Source organism: Cellulomonas sp. P4_D11, assembly GCF_056401915.1.
In genome coordinates, this window is record NZ_JBFUIK010000012.1 from 22,600 (window position 1) to 43,701 (window position 21,102).

19 protein-coding genes are annotated in these 21,102 nt (G+C 73.8%); 3 read left to right on the forward strand and 16 right to left on the reverse strand.

Going from position 1 to position 21,102, the window contains the following annotated elements:
* Positions 1 to 14 precede the first annotated feature (14 nt).
* The 5 genes from AC1DT4_RS09430 to AC1DT4_RS09450 form a co-directional block, all read right to left on the reverse strand.
* Positions 15 to 605 (reverse strand): Trp biosynthesis-associated membrane protein, encoded by a 591-nt coding sequence (locus tag AC1DT4_RS09430; RefSeq protein WP_477089525.1) that lies wholly within the window; start codon positions 603 to 605, stop codon positions 15 to 17.
* Positions 602 to 2,167, reverse strand: a complete 1,566-nt coding sequence (locus tag AC1DT4_RS09435) for an anthranilate synthase component I (RefSeq protein ID WP_477089526.1) — start codon at positions 2,165 to 2,167, stop codon at positions 602 to 604. Before AC1DT4_RS09435 ends, AC1DT4_RS09430 begins: the two co-directional genes overlap by 4 nt.
* Positions 2,164 to 2,562 (reverse strand): phosphoribosyl-AMP cyclohydrolase, encoded by a 399-nt coding sequence (gene hisI / locus AC1DT4_RS09440; RefSeq protein WP_477089527.1) that lies wholly within the window; start codon positions 2,560 to 2,562, stop codon positions 2,164 to 2,166. Before hisI ends, AC1DT4_RS09435 begins: the two co-directional genes overlap by 4 nt.
* Positions 2,563 to 2,625: 63 nt before the next feature.
* Positions 2,626 to 4,428 (reverse strand): ABC transporter ATP-binding protein, encoded by a 1,803-nt coding sequence (locus AC1DT4_RS09445; RefSeq protein WP_477089528.1) that lies wholly within the window; start codon positions 4,426 to 4,428, stop codon positions 2,626 to 2,628.
* The gene (locus AC1DT4_RS09450) at positions 4,425 to 6,305 is read right to left on the reverse strand and encodes an ABC transporter ATP-binding protein (protein WP_477089529.1); all 1,881 of its coding nucleotides are present in this window, start codon (positions 6,303 to 6,305) and stop codon (positions 4,425 to 4,427) included. Before AC1DT4_RS09450 ends, AC1DT4_RS09445 begins: the two co-directional genes overlap by 4 nt.
* Before the next feature lie 102 nt (positions 6,306 to 6,407).
* On the opposite strand from AC1DT4_RS09450, the gene AC1DT4_RS09455 reads away from it, so the two are divergent.
* Complete coding sequence (locus tag AC1DT4_RS09455; protein WP_477089530.1) at positions 6,408 to 7,061, forward strand: TIGR03085 family metal-binding protein; 654 nt, start codon at positions 6,408 to 6,410, stop codon at positions 7,059 to 7,061.
* Here AC1DT4_RS09455 and AC1DT4_RS09460 read toward each other — a convergent pair.
* The 9 genes from AC1DT4_RS09460 to AC1DT4_RS09500 all read right to left on the reverse strand — a co-directional run bounded on the left by AC1DT4_RS09460 (position 7,058) and on the right by AC1DT4_RS09500 (position 16,918).
* The gene (locus tag AC1DT4_RS09460; RefSeq protein WP_477089531.1) at positions 7,058 to 7,942 is read right to left on the reverse strand and encodes an FKBP-type peptidyl-prolyl cis-trans isomerase; all 885 of its coding nucleotides are present in this window, start codon (positions 7,940 to 7,942) and stop codon (positions 7,058 to 7,060) included. The genes AC1DT4_RS09455 and AC1DT4_RS09460 overlap by 4 nt on opposite strands.
* 103 nt (positions 7,943 to 8,045) lie before the next feature.
* Positions 8,046 to 9,407: a Pup--protein ligase gene (pafA, locus tag AC1DT4_RS09465; RefSeq protein ID WP_477089532.1), complete on the reverse strand. Its 1,362-nt coding sequence runs from the start codon at positions 9,405 to 9,407 to the stop codon at positions 8,046 to 8,048.
* 41 nt (positions 9,408 to 9,448) lie between these two features.
* A complete protein-coding gene (gene prcA / locus AC1DT4_RS09470) occupies positions 9,449 to 10,150 on the reverse strand; it encodes a proteasome subunit alpha (RefSeq protein ID WP_477089533.1) in 702 nt (233 codons plus the stop codon).
* Positions 10,147 to 10,980, reverse strand: a complete 834-nt coding sequence (prcB, locus tag AC1DT4_RS09475) for a proteasome subunit beta (protein ID WP_477089534.1) — start codon at positions 10,978 to 10,980, stop codon at positions 10,147 to 10,149. Before prcB ends, prcA begins: the two co-directional genes overlap by 4 nt.
* 6 nt (positions 10,981 to 10,986) lie before the next feature.
* Entirely contained in the window at positions 10,987 to 11,184 is a 198-nt protein-coding gene (locus AC1DT4_RS09480; protein ID WP_477089535.1) for a ubiquitin-like protein Pup, read from the reverse strand.
* A 96-nt stretch (positions 11,185 to 11,280) separates the two neighbouring features.
* Positions 11,281 to 12,888, reverse strand: a complete 1,608-nt coding sequence (gene dop / locus AC1DT4_RS09485) for a depupylase/deamidase Dop (protein WP_477089536.1) — start codon at positions 12,886 to 12,888, stop codon at positions 11,281 to 11,283.
* Between the two features lie 49 nt (positions 12,889 to 12,937).
* The gene (gene arc / locus AC1DT4_RS09490; protein WP_477089537.1) at positions 12,938 to 14,572 is read right to left on the reverse strand and encodes a proteasome ATPase; all 1,635 of its coding nucleotides are present in this window, start codon (positions 14,570 to 14,572) and stop codon (positions 12,938 to 12,940) included.
* Between the two features lie 157 nt (positions 14,573 to 14,729).
* Entirely contained in the window at positions 14,730 to 15,773 is a 1,044-nt protein-coding gene (locus AC1DT4_RS09495) for a tRNA (adenine-N1)-methyltransferase (protein WP_477089538.1), read from the reverse strand.
* A gap of 11 nt (positions 15,774 to 15,784) precedes the next feature.
* Positions 15,785 to 16,918, reverse strand: a complete 1,134-nt coding sequence (locus AC1DT4_RS09500; protein WP_477089539.1) for a site-2 protease family protein — start codon at positions 16,916 to 16,918, stop codon at positions 15,785 to 15,787.
* 178 nt (positions 16,919 to 17,096) lie between these two features.
* On the opposite strand from AC1DT4_RS09500, the gene AC1DT4_RS09505 reads away from it, so the two are divergent.
* Positions 17,097 to 17,963 (forward strand): RecB family exonuclease, encoded by an 867-nt coding sequence (locus tag AC1DT4_RS09505; protein ID WP_477089613.1) that lies wholly within the window; start codon positions 17,097 to 17,099, stop codon positions 17,961 to 17,963.
* A 31-nt stretch (positions 17,964 to 17,994) separates the two neighbouring features.
* Here the strand turns inward: AC1DT4_RS09505 and AC1DT4_RS09510 are convergent, their stop codons facing one another.
* Positions 17,995 to 18,687 (reverse strand): HAD family hydrolase, encoded by a 693-nt coding sequence (locus AC1DT4_RS09510; protein WP_477089540.1) that lies wholly within the window; start codon positions 18,685 to 18,687, stop codon positions 17,995 to 17,997.
* A gap of 90 nt (positions 18,688 to 18,777) precedes the next feature.
* Between AC1DT4_RS09510 and AC1DT4_RS09515 the strand changes: the two genes are divergently transcribed.
* Positions 18,778 to 19,635 carry a PAC2 family protein gene (locus AC1DT4_RS09515; RefSeq protein ID WP_477089541.1) on the forward strand — a complete coding sequence of 286 codons (858 nt, stop codon included), beginning with the start codon at positions 18,778 to 18,780 and terminating at the stop codon, positions 19,633 to 19,635.
* A 164-nt stretch (positions 19,636 to 19,799) separates the two neighbouring features.
* Here AC1DT4_RS09515 and mshC read toward each other — a convergent pair whose 3' ends face one another.
* Entirely contained in the window at positions 19,800 to 21,059 is a 1,260-nt protein-coding gene (gene mshC / locus AC1DT4_RS09520) for a cysteine--1-D-myo-inosityl 2-amino-2-deoxy-alpha-D-glucopyranoside ligase (protein WP_477089542.1), read from the reverse strand.
* Positions 21,060 to 21,102 lie beyond the last annotated feature (43 nt).

The following is a 21,102-nucleotide window of genomic DNA, read 5'->3' on the forward strand; positions in this document are numbered from 1 at the left end:
ACGAGCACCGCAGGTCAGGACGGGTCGTCGCCCCGGCTGAGGGCGTCCCAGTCGGCGCGCTCGTCGGGTTCGGCGGACGCCGTCGGCGAGGCCGCCGTCTCGTGCCGGCGGGACGGCCCCGCCCAGGCGCGGGACGCGATGACGAGCCAGACGCCGGCGAGCGCGTCGAGCACCCCGACGACGACCGCCAGCCACGGCCACACGCTGGTGGTGACGGGGCCCGCGAGCCGGCCCACGCCCGTCTCGTCGGCGACCACGGGCGTCACGGCCGCGGCCGGGTCCGCCAGCACGGCCAGCGTGGTCCCGACGACGAGCACGCCGCAGGCCACGACGACCAGCGCGACGACCCACCGGCCCGCACGCCCGACGAGGGCCACGGCCGCCACGGCGGCGAGCAGAGCGACCGCCGCCGCGAGGATCGCCGGCGCGACCTGCGAGCCCGACACCTGCACGGTCACCGTGCCCTCGAGCGCCGTGGTGCCCGTCGTCGTGAACCACGTGGGCACGGCGACGACGGCGGTCAGCCCCGCCAGGACCAGCAGCAGGCCGGCCGCGCGGCCCCGTCCGGACCGGCTGCGCGGTGCCGGGGCTGCCGGCACCGTCACGCGCCCGCCCGGCGCAGGCGGGAGGCGATCTGCACGGCGCGCACCGCGGCCGCCGCCTTGTTGCGCGACTCCTCGTACTCCAGCGCCGGCACCGAGTCCGCCACGATGCCGCCGCCGGCCTGCACGCTCGCGCGCCCCTCGCGGATCAGCGCGGTGCGGATCGCGATGGCCATGTCCATGTCCCCGGCGAAGTCGAAGTAGCCGACCGTGCCGCCGTAGATGCCGCGGCGGGCGGGCTCGATCTCGTCGATGAGAGCGATGGCACGCGGCTTGGGCGCGCCCGAGAGCGTGCCGGCCGGGAACGTCGCGACGAGGGTCTGCAGGGCCGTCGCGCCCTCCCGCAGGCGGCCGACCACGGTGGAGCAGATGTGCATGATGTGCGAGTACCGCTTGACCGCCATGAACTCCACGACCTCGACGCTGGTGGGCTCGCACACCTTGACCAGGTCGTTGCGGGACAGGTCGACCAGCATGATGTGCTCGGCGCGTTCCTTCGGGTCCGCGAGCACCTCGTCCTGCAGGCGGCGGTCCTCGTCGGGGGTCGCGCCGCGCGGCCGCGAACCGGCGATGGGAAAGGTGACAACGCGGCCCGACGTCACCTTGACCAGCGTCTCCGGGCTCGACCCGACGACCGCGAAGTCGCGTCCGTCCGCGTCCTGCAGCTGCAGGTAGTACATGTACGGGCTCGGGTTGATGGTGCGCAGCACCCGGTAGACGTCGAGCGGCTCGGCCGGGCAGTCGAGGTCCAGGCGCTGCGAGATGACCACCTGGAAGACGTCGCCGTCCCGGATCGCCTCCTGTCCCGTCCGCACGGCGTCCTCGAACTCCTGCCGGGTCGACCGGAACGCGAGCTGCGGCTCGGCGACGTCGGCCAGGACGGCGACGGCCGACTCGGTCGGCTCCAGGAGCGCGGCCTCCATCGCGTCGAGCCGCGCGACCGCGTCCGCGTGCGCCTCGTCGACCCGCTGGTCCGTGTCGTCGAAGTTGATGGCGTTGGCCACCAGCCACACCGAGCCGTCGTGGTGGTCGACGACCGCGAGGTCGGTGGCCAGCAGCAGGGTGAGCTCGGGCACGCCGAGCTCGTCGGGCGCGTTGGCCGGCAGCGTCGGCTCCCAGTGCCGCACGATGTCCCACCCGAGCGCTCCCACGAGGCCGCTGGTCAGCGGTGGGAGCCCCGAGATCGCTGGGGTGCGCAGGGCGTCGAGCGTGCCGGCCAGGACGTCCAGCGCGTCGCCGTCCGTCGGCACCCCCACCGGGACGTCGCCCACCCAGACCGCCGAGCCGTCGCGCACGGTCAGCGTCGCCCGCGAGTGCACGCCGACGAACGAGTAGCGGTCCCACGTCCCGTCCGCCTCGGCCGACTCGAGGATGAACGTGCCCGGCCGACCCGCCGCGAGCGTGCGGTACAGGCCGACGGGCGTGATGTCGTCGGCGAGCAGGCGGCGCACGACCGGGATGACCCGACGGTCCCGGGCCAGGCCGCGGAACGCGTCGAGCGACGGCCACGTGGCACCCCAGGGGACCTCCGCCGCGGCGATGTCCGGGAGTGTGGGCGCCGTCATCGAGCGTCTCCTTCGGTGGGTCGGGTGCCGACGACGACCGGCAGCGGGCCGCCGGCGTCGAAGCAGGTGCGTGCGCCGGTGTGGCAGGCGGCACCGACCTGGTCGACCTCGACCAGCAGGGCGTCGCCGTCGCAGTCGAGGCTGACGGCCTTGACGTACTGCGCGTGGCCGGACGTGTCGCCCTTGCGCCAGTACTCCCGGCGCGAGCGGCTCCAGAACACGACGCGGCCGGTGGAGAGCGTGCGGCGCAGGGCCTCGTCGTCCATCCACCCGAGCATGAGCACCTCGCGCGAGTCGTGCTGCTGCACGATCGCCGCCACCAGGCCGTGCTCGTCGCGCTTCAGGCGCTCGGCGACGGCGGGGTCGAGGGTCGGTGCGGAGGGGCTGGAAGACACGGACCGATCCTGCCACGCGGCCGCGCGGGTCACGCGCACGTCGCCGCCCCGTCCCACCACCCGTCAGCGGGTCTGGGACACCCAGGCGGCGTGCATCGCGGCGTAGTGACCGTCCCGCGCGACGAGCTCGTCGTGGTGGCCGACCTCGACCACCCGGCCCGCGTCGACGACGACCACGGTGTCGGCCGCCTCGGCCGTCGAGAGCCGGTGCGCGATGGTCAGGGTGCTGCGGCCGCGGGTCAGCGAGTCCAGGGCGCGGGCGATCCGCACCTCGGTCGCGGGATCGACGGCGGAGGTTGCCTCGTCGAGCAGGAGCAGGTCCGCCTCGGCCAGGTAGGCCCGGGCCAGCGCCACCAGCTGCCGCTCCCCCGCCGACAACGACTCGCCGCGCTGCCCGACGGGCGTCTCGAGGCCGTCGGCGAGCTCGTCCACCCACGAGTCCAGGCCGAGGGCGTCGATGGCCTCCCGGATGCGGGCGTCGTCGGACGACGCGGACGTCGTCCCGTCCTCGTGCCGCAGCCCGTACGCGACGTTCTCGGCGAGGGTGCCGTCGAAGAGGAAGCCCTCCTGCGGGACGAGGACCACGCGGCGGCGCAGCTCGGCCATCGAGATGTCCCGCAGGTCGACGCCGTCGAGCAGAACCGCGCCGCGGGTCGGGTCCATGAACCGCGCGACCAGCTTCGCGATGGTGGTCTTGCCCGACCCGGTCGCGCCGACGACCGCGACCGACGCGCCGGCGGGGATGGCGACGTCGACGCCGGTGAGCACAGGCGGTCCGTCGGGGTAGGCGAAGTCGACGTCGCGGAGCTCGACGTGGGCGGGCCCGCGCGGGCTGGGCACGCCGTCCGGACCGGCGTCGACGACCTCGACCGGCGTCTCGAGCACGCCGAGCACGCGCCGCCACCCGGCGACGGCGTTCTGCAGCTCGTTGAGGATCTCGGTCGCCATCTGCACGGGACCGGTGAACAGCTGGACGAGGAAGAGGAAGGCGAGCAGCCGGCCCACGGTCATCTCGCCGGCGATGCCGAGGTAGGTCCCGGCCACGACGACGATCGCGAGCACGAGGTTGGCCACGAGCACGCCGCTGGAGAACACGAGGGCGACCAGGTTCTGCGCGCGCACCATGGCGCCGCGCGTCGCCCCGACGGCGGCGTCGATCTTGCGCTGGGTCCGCCCCGCGACGCCGTACGCGCGGATCGTCTCGGCGCCGACGACGGCCTCGGACACGGCGCCGAGCATCCCGCCGACCCGCTCGCGCACCGCGGTGTAGCGGGCGTTGACCCGCTTCTGCAGCGGCTGGAGGAGCACGAACAGGGGCACGAAGCCGGCCCACACGATCAGGGTGAGCTGCCAGGAGTAGACGGCCATCAGCACGGTCGCGACGCCGATCTGCAGCACCGAGACGAGCAGCATGATGCCGCCCCACTGCACGAACAGCGAGATGGTGTCGACGTCCGACGTCACGCGCGAGACCAGCGAGCCGCGGCGCTCGGTGTTCTGCGTGAGCACGGACAGGTCGTGGACGTGCCGGAACGCCTGCGTCCGCAGCGAGAGCAGCCCGCTCTCGCTCGACCGGAACAGCCGCACGTTGACGTACGCGGAGCACACGGCGCCGACCAGGAGGCCGAGCGCGGCCAGCCCGGCGAGCGCGGCCACGCGCGGGACGTCCGGGCCGCCCTCGGCGAGGATCCCGGTGTCGACGGTCTGCTGGACCGCGATCGGCACGAGCACGCGGCCGATCGAGGCCACCACGGCGAGCAGCACCGTGAGCTGCCACCCGACCAGCAGCTGGGGCGAGACCTGGATGCCGCGACGCAGGGTCGCCAGCACGCCGAGCGTGCTGGCCGGCGCGAACCGATGGCTCATGCCGACTCCTCCACGACCTCGAGGGCCTCCTCGTCGGCCGCCTCGGCCGCCCGGCGAGCCGTCTCCTGCTCGTAGGCCGTCGCCAGCTCGCGGTACCCGGCGTCGCGCGCCAGCAGCTCGTCGTGCGTGCCGCGGTCGATGACGCGGCCGCCCTCGACGTGCACCACCTCGTCCGCCAGCAGGACCGACGACATCCGGTAGGCGACCAGCAGCACCGTCGGGCTCCCGGCGCCGCCCTCGTCGCGCAGGCCACGAAGGATCGCCTGCTCGATCCGCGGGTCGACCGCCGAGGTCGCGTCGTCGAGCACGAGCACCGCGGGCCGGCGCACGAGCGCGCGGGCGAGCGCCAGGCGCTGCCGCTGGCCGCCGGAGAGGTTGGCGCCCCGCTCACCGAGCGGCGCGTCGAGGCCGCCCGGCAGCGCGCGCACGACGTCGTCGACGCGCGCGAGGCTCAGGGCCGCCCACACCGCCTCGTCGTCGGGCGCGCCCTCCTCGCCGTCGTCGGCGAGCGTGACGTTCGACCGGACGGTGTCCTCGAAGACGAAGGTCGACTGCGCGACCAGCGCCACGTGCCGGCTCAGGTCGGCTGGGCGGACGTCCCGCAGGTCGATGCCGTCGACCAGGACCGAGCCGCGCGACGGGTCCGCCAGGCGGCTGACCAGGGAGACCAGCGTCGTCTTGCCGGCGCCCGTCGGGCCGACGACGGCGATCGTGCGTCCGGGGGCGACGTCCAGGTCGACGTCGTGCAGCAGCTCGAGCTCGCCGCCGCCGGGCAGGGCGACGGAACGCCCGACGTCGCGCAGCTCGACCCGTGCACCGGCGGCGGGCGACCACGGGGTGGTGCCGACGCTCAGGGCGCCGTGCGCGTCGATCACCCGCGCGATGCGGTCGTAGCCGACGAGCGCGCGCGGCACCTCGCCGAGCACCCAGCCGAACGCCCGGACGGGCACGGCGAGCAGGGTCAGCAGGTAGGCGGCGGCCACGACGTCGCCGGTGCCGATCCGCCCCGCGCTCACCTGCACGGTGCCGACGACGAGCACGAGCAGCGTGCCGAGGCTCGGGAGCAGGTCGATGACGGGGTCGAACAGCGCGCGGACGATCCCGACGCGCACGTTCGCGTCCCGCAGCTGCGCGGCCCGCGCCGCGAACCTGGCCTCCTCGCGTGCCTCCGTGCCGAGCGACGTGACCAGCACGGCCGCCTCGAAGCTCTCATGGGCGATGTCGGCGACCTCGGCCCGCAGCTGCTGCGCGTGGATCGCCGCGGGCGACATGCGGCGCTGGAACACGAGGTTCGCGATGACCGCGAGCGGCAGCACGACGAGGGCGGCCAGGGCCAGCCACACGTCGGTGCGGAAGAGCTCCACGGCCGCCACCACCAGCATGACGACGACGCCCAGGGCGAACGGCAACGGGTTGAAGATCGCCGTGGCCGCCTCGACGTCGGCGCTGGCGTTCGACAGCAGCTGCCCCGTCGGGTGCCGGCGGTGCCACGACATCGGGAGCCGCAGGTACTGCCGGGTCACGGCGAGGCGGTGGTCCTCCTGGATCAGGGCGTACCCCCGGCCCGCGAACATGCGGCGGCCGGCGACGGTGATCGCGAGCGTCACCGCGACCAGGGCGATGGCGAGCCCGGCCAGCCAGATGTCGCCGCGCGCCTCCGTCGAGCCCGACATCGCGGGGACGACCACCCGGTCCGTCACCGCACCGAGCACCCGGCTGACGGTGACCGTGAGGACTCCGAAGACCGCCGACGTGCCGATGGCCATCACGTAGGTGCCCGGGTGTGCGCGGATGCCGCGGGTGACCAGCTGAACAGCCCGGCGCGGCACGGAGCCGGTGAGGGCCACCGACTCTGGTGACTTGTCTCGCGTGGGCACGACAGGACCTTCCGTGGAGCTCAGGGGGTACGCCATCCTCTCACGACCGAGCGAGCGCTTACCTGTCACGCGGGGTCGCCGCGCGCGTGCGATCCTGCGCTCATGACCTGGCACGAGATCGAGCGCGCGCAGCTGGCGCAGGCCCTCCTGGACGTCGCCCCCGACGCGCCGACGCTCTGCGAGGGATGGCAGGCGCGACACCTGGCCGCGCACGTCGTGCTCCGGGAGCGCTCGGCCGTGGTGAGCGTCGGGATCGCCGTCCCGGCCCTCTCGTCGCGTGCGGAGGCGGCGATCGCGCGCCTCGCGGACACCGCGGCGACCGAAGGTGCCTACCGCGACCTCGTGGCCCGCGTGGCCGCCGACCGGCCCGCGTTCTGGCACCCCGGCGCCTGGGCGGCCGAGTCCACCAACGTCATCGAGTTCTTCGTGCACACCGAGGACGTCCGGCGCGGCGCCGGCTCGGTCCCGCGGCGCGACCTGGACCCCGACCTCGTCGAGACCCTCTGGGCGCAGCTCAGGAAGTCGGGCGGCATGCGGCTGCGGAAGGTGCCCGTCGGCGTGGTCATGGTCCGCAGCGACGGTGTCCGCCACCGGCTCCGGGCGCCGAAGGACGCCGACCACGGCACCGTCGTCGTCCGGGGCGACGTCGGCGAGCTGGTCCTGTACCTGCTCGGCCGCGGCGCCGCGGCGGACGTCCGGGTCGAGGGCTCGGCGGACGACCTCGCGGTGATCGAGGACGTCCTGCCCTCGCGCTAGCCGGCCGCCTGGTCCGGGTGGCCCGTGGCCAGGATGTCGACGACGAACACGACGGTCTGGCCCGCGAGCTCCTCGCTGTCCGTCACGCCGAGCGCGTACGTGGGCGGCACGACGAGCATGACCTGGCTGCCCACCGGCTGGTCGACCAGTCCCTCGGCCCAGGCCTGCACGTCCTGCAGCGAGAACGAGACGGGTAGCCCGTGCGTCCACGTCGAGTCGAAGGGCTCGCCCGTCGTCCACGCGAACCCGGTGTACTGCACGGTGACCACGTCGCTCGCGCCCACCTGCTCGCCGGTCCCGCGGATGAGCGGCTGCGCGACCAGCGCCGACGGCGGGTCGGTGCCCGTCGCGGTGATCGACGGGGCGCCCGACGCGTCCAGCGTCACCGCGGGCAGGTCGGGCCGGGGCGTCACCTGCTCACCGTCGGCGCGCGTCGGCAGGACGTCGATCACCGTCACGGTCGGGTAGTTCGTCGCCCCCGAGCCGGACCCCGGGCTCACCTGGAGCAGCCGCGCGCCCACCTTCTGGCCGCGGAGCGTGTCGTAGAGGTCCGTGCCCAGGTCCTCCTCGGTCAGCAGCATCGCCGTCGGGTTGGTGGAGTAGCTCTCCTTCACCAGCGACGCGTCCGTGGCGTCCTCGAGCCAGAAGTCGATGAGCACCGGGGCGCCTTCGACCAGCGCCGGGCCCGTGCCCTCCCAGATCTGCTCGGACCGGGTCGTGTCGACCTGCAGCGGTGTCACGTACGTGATGGTCGGCGCCTCACCGGGTTCGCCGGAGACGGTCACCGCGGCCGGCGTCGACTCCGGGGTGCTGCACCCGGCGAGAGCCAGGAGGGTCAGCACCAGACCGGCTACCAGGGCACGGCCCTGCAGTCGTCGCACGTCGTTCCTTCCGTTCTCGGCCCGGGCGGCCACCACGATGCACACGTCCTGAGGGACTGCAGGACCGCCACACTGTACGGCGTGGTCCTGGACGGGCGACCTGCTACATCGACTCGATGAGCCGGTCCACCCGCTCGTCGACGCTGCGGAACGGGTCCTTGCACAGCACCGTGCGCTGCGCCTGGTCGTTGAGCTTGAGGTGCACCCAGTCGACCGTGTAGTCGCGGCGGGCGTCCTGGGCAGCGCGGACGAAGTCGCCGCGGAGCTTGGCGCGCGTGGTCTGCGGCGGGACGGCGGTCGCCTCGAAGATCTCGAGGTCGGTGGTGACGCGCTCGACCAGCCCCTTGGCCGCGAGCAGGTTGTACAGACCCTCGGTGCGGGAGATGTCGTGGTACGCCAGGTCGAGGCGCTGCACCCGGACGTCGGACAGGTCCAGGTCGTGCTTGGCGCGGTACCGCTCGATGAGCTTGTACTTGATGACCCAGTCGAGCTCGCGCTCCACCAGCGACAGGTCGCCGGTGCGCAACGCGCGCAGCCCGCGCTCCCAGAGGTCCAGCACCTGCTTGTTCTCGGGCGTCGGACCGCCCTCGGCGGCCAGGAAGTCCGTCACCCGCGTGAGGTACTCCTCCTGCAGGTCGATCGCCGTGACCGTCCGGCCGTTCGCCATGGTCACCGGGTGCATCCCCGTGATGTCGTGGCTGATCTCCCGGATCGCGCGGATCGGGTTCTCCAGCGCCATCTCCCGCATGGGGACGCCGGCCTCGATCATCCGCAGCAGCAGGTCCGTCGTGCCGACCTTGAGCATCGTCGTCGTCTCGGACATCGACGAGTCGCCCACGATCACGTGCAGCCGCCGGTAGTGCTCGGCGTCGGCGTGCGGCTCGTCCCGCGTGTTGATGATCGGGCGGGACCGGGTGGTCGCGCTGGAGACCGCCTCCCAGATGTGGTCGGCGCGCTGCGACAGGCAGTACAGCGCGCCCCGCGGCGTGGTGAGCACCTTGCCGGCACCCGTGAGGATCTGCCGCGTGATCAGGAACGGGACCAGCACGTCCGACAGCCGCGAGAAGTCGCCCTGGCGCCGCACCAGGTAGTTCTCGTGGCAGCCGTAGGAGTTGCCGGCCGAGTCGGTGTTGTTCTTGAACAGGTGGATCTTGCCGGGCAGGCCCTCGTGCTCGAGCCGCTGCTGCGCGTCGGCGACCAGGCCCTCGAGGATGCGCTCGCCGGCCCGGTCGTGCGTGACCAGCTGGCGCACGTCGTCGCACTCCGCCGTGGCGTACTCGGGGTGCGAGCCGACGTCGAGGTAGAGCCGCGACCCGTTGCGCAGGAACACGTTGGACGAGCGGCCCCACGCGACGACCTTGCGGAACAGGTACCGCGCGACCTCGTCGGCCGAGAGCCCGCGGCCGTCCTGGGCGGCGCAGGTCACGCCGTACTCCGTCTCCAGGCCGAAGATCCGCCTGTCCATCGCCGTGCTCCCTCCTGTCGACCCGCGCCGGTCCGCTCTGCTCAGTCTGCGTCCAGCAGGTCCTCCAGCAACGCCCCCGCCAGCCGCCGGAACGTGCGCCGCGGCCGCGTCCTGTCGAGCACGGCGACCTCGAGCTGCGGCGCAGGGATCGGCCGCGCGTCACCGCCGTCCTCCGCCGGGGCGCCGAGCGTCCGCACCGCCAGCGCCAGCACCTCCGGCAGGGTCAGGCCGGCACGCCACTCCTGGGCCAGGAGGCCGCCGAGTCGCTCCGCCTGGCCGCCCATGACGACGTAGCCGTGCTCGTCGGTGACCGACCCGTCGTAGGCCAGCCGGTAGATCTGGTCGCCCGCCGCGGCCCGCCCCACCTCGGCGACCACGATCTCGACCTCGAGCGGCTTGGACTCCGTGGTGAACGAGGTGCCCAGCGTCTGGGCGTAAGCGTTGGCCAGGCCCCGCGCCGTGACGTCCTCGCGGTCGTAGGAGTAGCCGCGCAGGTCGGCGTAGCGCACGCCGGCCACCCGCAGGTTCTCGAACTCGTTGTACTTGCCCACGGCCGCGAAGCCGATGCGGTCGTAGATCTCCGAGATCTTGTGCAGCGCGCGCGACGCGTTCTCGGTGGCGAACGCGATCCCGTCGTCGTACTGCAGCACCACGACGGAACGGCCCCGGGCGATGCCCTTGCGGGCGTAGTCCGCCCGGTCCTTCATCAGCTGCTCGGGCGAGACGTAGAACGGCATGCTCATCGCGCACCCCCGCGGCCCTCGTGCGTCCGCCGACGTTCCTGCTCGACGGTCTCCGCGACCGCGCTCAGGTCGGTGTCGGAGACCCGCAGGTAGCCCGACTCGGTCACGGTCGCGACGACCGGCCAGATGCCGCGGGTGTGGTCGGGACCGCCGGTCGCGGAGTCGTCGTCCGCCGCGTCCACGAGCGCCTCGACGGCCACCCGCACGGCGCCGGCGGCGTCGAGCCCCGGCCGCCAGAGCTTCTTCAGAGAGCCGCGGGCGAACACCGAGCCCGAGCCGACCGCGTGGTGGTCGTGCTCCTCGTAGCGGCCGCCGGTGACGTCGTAGGAGAAGATCCGACCGACGCGACGGTCCAGGTCGAAGCCCCCGAACAGCGGGACGACGGCCAGCCCCTGCATGGCCAGGCCGAGGTTGCCCCGGATCATCGTCGCCAGGCGGTTCGCCTTGCCGTCCAGCGAGAGCAGGCTGCCCTCGATCTTCTCGTAGTGCTCGAGCTCGAGCTGGAAGAGCCGGACCAGCTCGACGGCGAGGCCCGCCGTGCCGGCGATGCCGACCGCGGAGTACTCGTCGGCGGGGAAGACCTTCTCGATCTCGCGGCTCGCGATCATCGAGCCCATGGTCGCCCGGCGGTCGCCCGCCATGACGATCCCGCCGTCGAACGCGAGGGCCAGGATCGTCGTGCCGTGCGGCGCCTGGACGTCTCCGCCCGGGCGGTTACCCGGCAGCAGCTGCGGGGCGTGGCTGGACAGGAACTCCACGAACGACGACGAGCCCGGCGTCGTGAACGCGTGCGGCAGCCGACCGGAGGCCGACGTGTCGTGAGAACTCATCGGCGCTCACTGACCGCCCTTCTGGACGAATCCGCGCACGAACTGCTCGGCGTTGGACTCCAGGACGTCGTCGATCTCGTCGAGCAGCGCGTCGACCTCGGCGTCCCGCGCCTGCGCGGCGGGTGCGGCCGGGGCCGGCGTGTCGGGGCCGTCGTCCGGCTCCGCGTCCTCGCGGCGTGGGCGTACGTGTTCCTGACCAGCCATGGTGACCTCCCCGGAGTGCCGACGACGTGCTGACGCCCACCCTAGGCCCATCTTCCGACGCTCCCGGTCCGCACGCCACGGAGCGGACCGGCGACGTCAGGCGCCGAGCGCGTCGAGCAGGGCGGTGGCGTCCGGGCTGCGGTCCAGCAGGGCGCCCACGTGCGCCTGCGTCCCGCGCAACGGGTCGCGCATCGGCACGCGCTGCAGCGTCGCCGCCCCGGGCACGTCGAACACCACCGAGTCCCAGCTGGCCGCCGAGATCTCGCCGCCGTAGCGCGCCACGGCCTCGCCGCGGAAGTAGGCCCGGGTGTCGCGCGGCGGGTGCACGACCGCGTCGGACACCTCCTCGGCGCTCACCAGCAGCTCGACCGCCCCGGCCTGGACCAGCCGGTGGTACAGGCCCCGCTCGGGCCGCACGTCCGCCCACTGCAGGTCCATCGCGGCCAGCCGCGGGTGGTCCCAGGCCAGCCGGTCGCGGCGCCGCATGCCCTCGAGCAGCCGCAGCTTGGCCAGCCACTCCACCTCGCGCGCGCAGGACGCGGGGTCGGCCGCCAGCCGGTCGAGCACCGACTCCCAGCGGTCCAGCACGTCCGTGGTCTGGTCGTCCGGGGCGTCCCCGACGTGGACCAGCGCCGCCCGCACGGCCTGGAGGTACTCGCGCTGCACCTCCAGCGCCGTCAGACGGCGCCCGTCCGCGAGCTCGAGCCGGGTGGTCAGGGTGAGGTCGTGGCTCACCAGGTGCACCGCGTGCACCGGGTCGCGCAGAGTCAGGCGGTCGACCGCGGCGAGCGCTCCCCCGGCTCCCCCGTCGGCGACCGCGCGCTCGATGAGCCAGAGCACGAGCGAGGTGGTGCCCAGACGCAGGTAGGTGGCCACCTCGAGCATCGTCGCGTCGCCGATGATCACGTGCAGCCGGCGCCAGCGGTCCGGGTCGGCGTGCGGCTCGTCGCGCGTGTTGATGATGGGGCGACGCAGCGTCGTCTCGAGGCCCACCTCGGCCTCGATGTAGTCCGCCCGCTGCGAGAGCTGGAAGCCGGGCTCCTCGCCCCGCTGGCCCAGCCCGACCCGGCCCGCGCCGGTGAACACCTGGCGCGTGACGAAGAAGGGGATGAGCCGGGCGGCCAGGTCGTTGAACGGGACCGCCCGGTCCACGAGGTAGTTCTCGTGCATGCCGTAGGTCGCGCCCTTGCCGTCCACGTTGTTCTTGTAGAGGGCGACGTCCGGGAGCGCCGCGGTCGACGCGAGGGCCCGCACCGACGCGAGCATGACGCGCTCGCCGGCCCGGTCCCAGCGCACCGCGTCGAGCGGGTTGGTGACCTCCGGCGAGGAGTACTCGGGGTGCGCGTGGTCGACGTACAGCCGCGCGCCGTTGGTGAGGATGACGTTCGCCGCGCCCGGGTCCTCGTACTCCTCGCTGGTCGCGCGCGGGAGGGCCTGCGGGCCGTCGCCCGACGGCGCGGGCTTCTCCGGGTCGTCGGTCAGCAGCGACGGGTGCGCCGACGCCCGCTGCAGGTGGAAGCCGCGGGCGTCGTGCAGCGGGTCCTCGTCGTCGTAGTCCCACCGGGCCTTGGTGCGTGCGCCCTCGCGGGCCGCGGCGTGCACCGCGACGACGTGGCTCGACAGCAGCATGGGGTTGGCCAGCGGACGTCCGGGCTGGAGGATCCCGTACTCGGTCTCGATCCCCATCACGCGGCGCACGGTCACGGGACCACCCTAGGGTCCCGCGACCGCGCGTCGGCGCGGACGGCCGTGCTCAGAGGTACTGGCCGGTGCTCGTCACGTTCTCGATCGTGCGCGAGCCCTCGGCGCCCTTCTTGCCCTGCACGATCGTCCGGATGAACACGATGCGCTCGCCCTTCTTGCCGGAGATGCGCGCCCAGTCGTCGGGGTTGGTGGTGTTGGGCAGGTCCTCGTTCTCGCGGAACTCGTCGACGCACGCGGTCAGCAGGTGGTCCACCCGGATGCCGCGCTGGCCGCTGCTCAGGAAGTCCTTGATCGCCGACTTCTTCGCGCGGTCGACGACGTTCTGGATCATGGCGCCCGAGTTGAAGTCCTTGAAGTAGAGGACCTCCTTGTCACCGCTCGCGTAGGTGACCTCGAGGAACCGGTTCTCGTCGCTCTCGGTGTACATGCGCTCGACGACGCGGGTGATCATCGCCTCGACCGCCGCCGACGCCGACCCGCCGTGCTCGGCGATGTCGTCCGGGTGGATGGGCAGCGTCGGCACGAGGTACTTGCCGAAGATCTCCCGCGCGCCCTCGGCGTCGGGCCGCTCGATCTTGATCTTCACGTCGAGGCGGCCGGGCCGCAGGATGGCCGGGTCGATCATGTCCTCGCGGTTCGACGCCCCGATGACGATGACGTTCTCGAGCCGCTCGACGCCGTCGATCTCGCTCAGCAGCTGCGGCACGATCGTCGTCTCGACGTCGCTGGAGACGCCGGTCCCGCGCGTGCGGAACAGCGACTCCATCTCGTCGAAGAACACGACGACCGGGTGCCCCTGCGACGCCTTCTCGCGGGCACGGGCGAAGATCAGCCGGATGTGCCGCTCGGTCTCGCCCACGTACTTGTTGAGCAGCTCGGGGCCCTTGACGTTGAGGAAGAAGCTCTTGGTGTCCGCGGTGCTCTCGCCGCGCGCAGCCGCCGCGGTCGCCGCCAGGGAGTGCGCGACGGCCTTGGCGATGAGCGTCTTGCCGCACCCGGGAGGCCCGTACAGCAGGACACCCTTCGGCGGCTTGAGGCCGTGCTCGAGGAACAGCTCGGGGTGCAGGAACGGCAGCTCGACCGCGTCGCGGATCGCCTCGATCTGCGGCCCGAGGCCGCCGATGTCCTTGTAGTCGATGTCCGGGACCTCTTCGAGCACCAGCTCCTCGACCTCGGCGCGCGGGATCACCTCGAAGACGAAGCCGCTGCGCGAGTCGATGGTCAGCGCGTCGCCGATCCGCACGCCGGCGTCCAGCACCTGGCCGGCGAAGCGCACGACCCGCTCCTCGTCGCCGCGCCCGACGACGAGCGCGCGGTCCGACCCCAGCAGCTCCTTGACCGTGACCAGCTCGCCGACCTGCTCGTAGCCGCCGGCCTCGACCACCGTCAGGGCCTCGTTGAGCATGACCTCCTGGCCGGGCAGGAGCCGGGAGACGTCGAGGGACGGGCTGGCGCCGACGTGCATCTTGCGTCCCGACGACACGATGTCGACCGTGCCGTCGGTGCGCGCGCCCAGGAACGTGGCGTACGTGCCGGGGGGCTTGGCCAGGTCGTCCACCTGGCGCTTGAGGTCGATGATCTGCTCGCGGGCCGCGACGAGGGCGTCGCTGAGGCGTTCGTTCTTCGCCGCCAGCACGGTCAGCTCTCGGTGCAGGTCCCGCCCAGGGGCAGCCGGATCGGTCATCTCGTCGGCCTCCGTTCCGCGTCGCGCGTGGTCGTCAACTCCGTTCCCACCGTGCACCGCTCTGTGCCTGCTGGTCCGACGACCCTAACCACCAGTGTCAACCGCCGACCGGCGACGCGCGCGAGCCCGCTCAGATACTGACCACGTGCCCGGGGTCTCAGACCTCCCGCGTCGGGTCCGGCGTCGCGCCCGGCACCGCAGGGGCCTGGCCGACGTCGCGACGCGCCCGGCGCAGCTTCTTGTCCGACACGAGCCGCTCCCCCATCGCCTCGGGCGACCAGAGCTCGGCGTCGTCGACCGCGGGGGCCCCGTCGGGCGCGACGGGGTACGCGCCCTTCGCGGGCCGACGACGACGCTGCGGGGCGTCGACCCCGTCCGCGAGCCGGCGGGTGGTGAGCAGGAACCCGGTGTGGCCGATCATCCGGTGCTGCGGGCGCACGGCCAGGCCCTCGAGGTGCCAGCCGCGGACCATCGACTCCCACGCCTCGGGCTCGGTGTACCGGCCGTCGGTGCGGATGTCCTCGGCCAGCCGCGACAGCTGCGTCGTCGTCGCCACGTACGAGATGAAGACGCCGCCGGGCGCCAGCGCCTCGGCCACCGCGTCGAGGTTCTCCCAGGGCGCGAGCATGTCGAGCACGACGCGGTCGACGCTGCCCGGCTCGGCGACGGTCGGCAGCACGTCGGACAGGTCCCCGACCGACAGCTGCCAGGCCGGGTGCGGACCGCCGAAGAAGCCCTCGACGTTGCCGCGGGCGATCGCCGCGAAGTCCTCGCGCCGCTCGATCGAGTGCAGCGAGCCGCCGTCGCCCACCGCGCGCAGCAGCGACATGGTCAGCGCGCCGGAGCCGACGCCGGCCTCGATCACCCGGGCGCCCGGGTAGATGTCCGCCATCGCCACGATCTGGCCGGAATCCTTGGGGTACACCACCGCCGCGCCGCGCGGCATGGACAGCACGTAGTCGGCGAGCAGCGGGCGGACCGCGAGGTACTCGATCCCGGCCGTGTTCCGGACCACCGAGCCCTCGGGCGCGCCGAGCAGCTGGTCGTGGTTCAGGTAGCCCCGGTGCGTGTGGAACGAGGCTCCCTCGGCCAGCGTGATCGTGTGCAGCCGGCCGCGCGGGTCGGTGAGCTGCACGCGGTCGCCCGCGCGGAAGAGGCCGCGACGCTGCGCGGCCCCGGTGGACGTCTGGTCGGGGTTCACGGTGCCCGAGTCTAGGAGCGGATGGCCGCGACGACGTCCATCGCGCGGATCAGCCCGACCACGCGACCGTCGACGACCGCCGCCACGACCGGCGAGTGCTGGGTCGCGCGCCCGACCGCGGCCACCAGCTCCTGGCCCGCGAGCGTGCCGTCGACGACGGCACCGACCGGCAGCGGGACGGCGACCGCCGTGACCGGCGTGGTCCCGGCGACGTCGGCGGGGACCGAGGCCGCCGCCGACCGGTCCACGTACGCCGCGGGCCGTCCGTCCGGCGAGAGGATCACGACCTCGTCGGCACCCGCGGCCGCGGCGAGGGCGCCGGCGTGCGCGATCGACTCGGTGAACGCGACGCCCACCGCGCGTCGACCCACCGACGTCACGGTGATCTGGCCGACGGCCTTCTGCGTCCGACCGCCGCGCACCGCGGCCGAGGCGCCCGTCCAGAGGAACGCGCCGATGAGAGCGGCCCAGACGACGTCGGTGAGGTCCGGCTGCCGGCCGGCCATCAGCGGCAGCACGAGCGCCCACGCGAAGACGGCGACGGCCACGACGCGCCCGACCCACCCGGCCGCGACCGTTCCTGTGTGCCGGTTCTTGGTCACGGCCCACACGGCCGCCTCGAGCAGGTAGCCGCCGTCGAGCGGGAGGCCGGGCACCAGGTTGAACAGCCCGACGAACGCGTTGGTGATGCAGCCCGACCAGAGCAGCAGCCCGATCAGGCTCACCGCGTCCACCGGCTGCGCGAGCGCGTAGAACCCGGCCGCGAGCACGAGGTTCGCGATCGGGCCGACGACCGCGATGAGCGCGCTGCTGGCCGGCGTGGGAGTGGCACCGCCGAAGGCCGTGTGGCCGCCCCAGAGCGTGAGCACGAACTCCTGGGGCTGCTGGCCGCGCGCCCGCGCCATGAGCCCGTGCGCCAGCTCGTGCACCAGCACCGAGGCGAACAGCAGGATGACGAAGCCCAGCGCCACGAGGTAGACCAGCGCGCCGAGGTTCTCGGCGCGGGCCCGCACGCTGGGCGCGAAGATGAGGGTCAGCACCACGGCGGCGATGAGCCAGCTGGGGGCCAGGATGATCGGCGCCCCGACCACGCGGCCGATCACCCAGCCGGAGGTCCGCCGGGCCGGGGGTCGGGAGTCGCTCACCCATCCAGCGTAGGTGCCCGCGCGGGCAGGTCCGGCGGGTGCCGGGGTGGGTCGGTCGCCGGGCGTGTGGGCGGCGGCGCCTAGGCTCGACGACGTGACAGTGCAGCACCTCGACCAGGACACCCCCGACGCGACGCCCGATGCCGTCGTGGGCGCCGACGACGCCGTCGAGGAGCTCGTGGAGGTCGCCGTCGAGGAGGCCGCCAACGAGCGGCCCCCGTCGCGGCCGGGCCTGTCGCCGTCCCGGGCCAACGACTTCCTCCAGTGCCCCCAGCTGTTCCGGTTCCGCGTGATCGACCGGCTGCCCGAGCCGCCCAGCTCCGCCGCCGCCCGCGGCACGCTGGTCCACGCCGTCCTCGAGCACCTCTTCGACCTGCCGGCCGCGGACCGCACGCTGGCCGCCGCGCACGCCCTGCTGCCGGACCAGTGGGCCACGCTCCTCGAGCGCAACCCCGACGTCGGCGAGCTGTTCGCCGAGCCGGCCGACCTCGCCGAGTGGCTGACCAGCGCGGAAGCCCTCCTCGCGACGTACTTCACGCTCGAGGACCCGACGCGCCTCGAGCCGCGGGAGCGCGAGCTCATGGTGTCCACGGAGCTCGAGGAGGGCGGCCCGCTGCTGCGCGGCATCGTCGACCGCGTCGACGTCGCGCCCAACGGGTGGGTCCGTGTCGTCGACTACAAGACCGGCCGCTCGCCGCGGGCGGGCTTCGAGAGCTCGGCGCTCTTCCAGATGCGGTTCTACGCCTACGTCATCTGGCGCACCCGCGGGGTGCTGCCCAAGCGTCTGCAGCTCGAGTACCTCGGCGACGGCGTGGTCCTCACGCACGAGCCCACCGAGCCCGAGATGGCGACGATCGAGGCCCGCGTGCGGTCCATCTGGGCCGGGATCGAGGACGCCGCACGGTCGGGCGACTGGCGTCCGCGGACCTCGAAGCTGTGCGACTGGTGCTCGTTCAAGGCGCTCTGCCCGGCCTTCGGCGGCACGCCGCCCGAGATCCCGGCGGGGGCCGTCGAGCGCTCGATCGGCGTCGTGCCCGCCGCCTGAGCCCAGCCCGCCGCTGTCGCGGGTGGGGCTGTCAGCTCGCCTTGAGCCGGTCCAGCACGTCGCCGCGCGCGATCCGCGCGAGGTCGGTCAGGGTGAGGTCGGCCAGCGACGAGACGCGGCTGAGCCCGGGCCGCGCGGCGACCGCCTGCATGACCTCGACGGCCAGCACGCGAGCGCCCGAGGCCACCGCGGACGCGACCCCGGTGCGGGAGTCCTCGACGGCGATGCAGGACGCGATGTCCACGCCCAGGCGCTCGGCGGCCAGGAGGTAGGGCTCGGGGTCGGGCTTCGGGCGGCTGACCTCGTCGCCGCTGACCACGACGTCGAACAGGCCCGCGGCCGCGGCGAACGGCTCGGCGAGGACCGCGAACGACGAGGTGACCAGCGCCATCGGCACGCCGGCCGCGGCCACCTCCTCGAGCAGCTCCCGGGCGCCCGGCTGCCACGGGATGCCCGCCGCGACGCCGGCCGCGACGCGAGCGTTGAGGAAGTCGACGATCTCGTCGTGCGGAAGGTCGACGCCACGCTCCCGCAGCACCTGCGCGCTGACCAGCATCGGGTTGCCCACGAGCGCGAGGCCGTCCTCGTGGGTCCAGACGCCACCGTGCGCCTCGACCAGCTCCGTCTCGGCGGCGATCCAGAAGGGCTCGGTGTCGATCAGGGTGCCGTCCATGTCCCACAGGACGGCGGACGGCGCGGCGAGGTCGGAGAAGGTGCGGGGCATCGGTCCATCGTACGAGCCGACACGTGAGGGCTTTCGACGCGCGGGCGGCCCGTCCGTGGCGGGCGGTGTCGCGCGCAATAGTCTGAGCCGATGAGCGAGACCCCACCGGCCGACCTCCCCGCCCGCGAGACCGTGCTGCTCGCGGCGTTCGAGGGGTGGAACGACGCCGGGTCGGCGGCGACCCAGGCCCTGGAGCACCTGCACGAGGTCTGGGGCGCCGAGCACGTCGACGAGCTGGACCCCGAGGAGTACCACGACTTCCAGGTCAACCGCCCGGTCGTCGGCCCGGGACCCGACGGACGCCGCGAGATCACCTGGCCCACCACGGCCGTCGCCGTCGCGACCGCACCCTTGAGCGGTCGCCGGGTCATCCTGGTGCACGGCATCGAGCCGTCCATGCGCTGGCGCCGGTACTGCACCGAGCTCCTCGACATCGCCGCCACCCTGGGCGTCGACGCCGTGATCACCGTGGGCGCGCTGCTGGCCGACGTGCCCCACACGCGCCCCATCCCCGTGAACGCGACCAGCGAGGACGCGGACGTGCGTGACGTCTTCGGCCTCGAGCCGAACACGTACGAGGGCCCGACGGGCATCGTCGGCGTGCTCCAGCACGAGGCCGCGGCGCGCGGGCTGCGGGCCATGTCGCTCTGGGCGGCGGTCCCCCACTACGTCGCGCACCCGCCGTCCCCCAAGGCGACGCTCGCCATCCTGCACCGGATCGAGCAGCTGCTCGGCGAGCCCATCCCGCTCGGCGAGCTCCCCGACGACTCGGCGGCGTGGCAGCACGGCGTCGACGAGCTCGCGGCCGAGGACGCCGAGATCGGCGAGTACGTCCACCAGCTCGAGGAGGCCAAGGACACCGCCGACCTGCCGGAGGCCAGCGGCGAGGCGATCGCGCAGGAGTTCGAGCGCTACCTGCGCCGCCGCGACAAGGGCACCGGCGGCTGACCCGCAACGTCCGAGCAGATGGAGCCCCTGACCTCCATCCGCTCGGACGTCCGGCCGTCACTGTGTCCAACGTCCGAGCAGCGGTGGCCCCTGAGCTCCCTCTGCTCGGACGTCCGCGGATACGGTCGTCCCGGCGCGCGGGTGTGCGGACGTCCTCGGGTGGGCTAGAGGCGGATGCCCAGGAGGGCGTCGAGGAGGCGGCCGATGATGCCCGGGGCGCCCTCGACCGGGTTCTCGGTGCCGGCCAGCGCCAGGTCCGACCACGCGTCCACGGCGGCGAGCGCGCCGGGGGTGTCGAGGTCGTCGGCGAGCGCGGCGCGGACGGCGGCCAGCGTGCCGTCGGCGTCGGGTCCGCCGTTGCCGGAGACCGCGCGGCGCCAGTGCTCGAGCCGGGCCTCGGCCGTGTGCAGCTCCTGGTCGGTCCAGTCCCAGTCGTCGCGGTAGCGGTGCGCCAGGATGGCCAGCCGCACGGCCATCGGGTCCACGCCCTCCTCGCGCAGCCGCGAGACCAGCACGAGGTTGCCGCGGGACTTGCTCATCTTGTGCCCGTCGAGCCCGACCATGCCGGTGTGCAGGTGCACGCGCGCGCCGCGGCCGGCGTCGAGCAGGCGGGCGTGCGACGTGCTCATCTCGTGGTGGGGGAACAGCAGGTCGGAGCCGCCGCCCTCGACGTCGAACGGCAGCCCGAGGGCGTCGCGGGCGATCACCGCGCACTCGATGTGCCAGCCGGGCCGGCCGCGGCCGAGCGAGCCGCCGTCCCAGGAGGGCTCGCCGGCCCGCTCGCGACGCCACAGGAGCGGGTCGAGCGGCGCGCGCTTGCCGGGGCGGTCGGGGTCGCCGCCACGCTCCTGGGACAGGGTGCGCATGGTGTCGTCGTCGAGGCCCGCGACGGCGCCGAAGTCGATGTCGGCCGAGAGGTCGGCGTACACGTCGCCGAGCCCGTCGTCCTCGACCGCGTCGTGCGTCGGCACCCGGTACGCCGCGCCGGCGGCGAGGAGCACCTCGACGGCGTCGACGACTGCCGGGATGACCTCGACCACGCCGGAGTACACGTCGGGCGGGATCACGGCGAGCGCGGTCATGTCCTCGGCGTAGAGCGCGGTCTGCTCGGCGGCCAGGTCGCGCCAGTCGACGCCGGTCGCGGCAGCGCGCTCGAGCAGCGGGTCGTCGACGTCGGTGACGTTCGAGGCGTAGCGCACGCGGTGCCCGGAGTCCCGCCACGCGCGCCCGAGGACGTCGAACGCGACGTAGGTCGCGGCGTGCCCGAGGTGGGTCGCGTCGTACGGGGTGATGCCGCAGACGTACAGCGTGGCGTCCGGCCCGGCGGCCGCGACCACGAGCCGGTCGGTCGAGGAGTCGCGCACCTGGACCGGGAGGCCACGGCCGGGGATCTGCGGGATGAACGGGGCCGGCCAGGTGAGCACGGCGGAAGCCTAGCCGCGTCCCGGCACCTGACAGCGCGGAGGT